General features: G+C 39.2%; 1 protein-coding gene. It reads right to left on the bottom strand.

The features are described 5' to 3' along the window. Nucleotides 1–1,042: hypothetical protein (locus J5224_RS28840; protein WP_264628518.1), on the bottom strand; the 1,042-nt coding region annotated here is incomplete at its 3' end. Nucleotides 1,043–1,195 lie beyond the last annotated feature (153 nt).

The raw sequence follows: 1,195 nt of genomic DNA on the forward strand, positions 1-1,195 counted from the left end.
AAACCCTATAGTTTTCAAAAAAGAGAGACTTTGGTATTCTAACGTCGTCTATAGTGGTAGGATGAATATTTCCATGAATAGTAATATCGACCATAGCCTTAGAAAACCCAAGCACCTCATTATAAATAGACTCAATATCTACTTGTGACATTGAGTCACCTTTAATGTCATTAGAGATCATCCTAATGGTTGGAGAAAAAATACGTTGTACAAATGAGATAAATGTCAATTCAGGGACTAATGAAGACATTATCGAAGAGACCTTGTCAACCTCCGTGGTTATCTTTCTCACTTTTTCTATCTCAGCTTCCGAAGGACAGATGCCACTTTTTAAATAATGGGACAACACTTGCAACTCGATTGTCGATGATTCGAAAGGACGCTCAAAAGAATCTGCAATGGTTTTCAATACATCACTGACGGTAAGAGCCCTTCTTTTATCGAGACAATCGACATTCAGCTTTTTTATTTTTACATCATCTCCGAGTGGCACGACGGTTGTCGTTGGTACTGCGACTGGCACGGCAGCATCAGCAGCGGGAAAACGCAGCGGATCATAATAATTAATAAAACCCGATAGTGATTTTACGGCTTGATTCATCGAATCGATGATGCTGTCTTGCAGATTACCCATTGGGAAAAGAGTATTTTGTTTTTTTTCCGTCACACCGTGAGGTACGGGAGATGAAGAGCAGAACTCATTGTAGATCATCTGACTTAACCTATTTTTATAGGCCGAATAGGGTTGTTTATCCACAAACCTTATTTGATGTGAAACACCACCATCAACGTGATTTACTTGGTATTTACCAACACTTTTTTGTGGTATTTCATCCACAGAGTTTTCACCACGAGACAACGAAGATAGCACGCCCATCATTGCTAACATGCTCATACAACTGAATTTTGTCGGCAGCTTGGTTGATTGCAATTCTGATAACAGATTTAATTTTTTCTGAACAGTATATTGCGTCATATAATCTCGACGTCTACATTCAAAACGCCCTATGCCGCGTCTATACTGCTGTATATTGACAGGCATTCCTCACCTCCTTGGTTAATTCCTGTAAAATAAGTTTATATATTTATCAACAAAGTAATAAACACGTTGGGCAAAACCTGTTGTGGTCTGGCTCCCTACGCAATCTTCGGTTAAGCGTTGGCAATTAAAGCACTTATGCAGTTACGTACGTCG

The sequence above is a fragment of the Candidatus Symbiopectobacterium sp. NZEC135 genome (assembly GCF_025962695.1).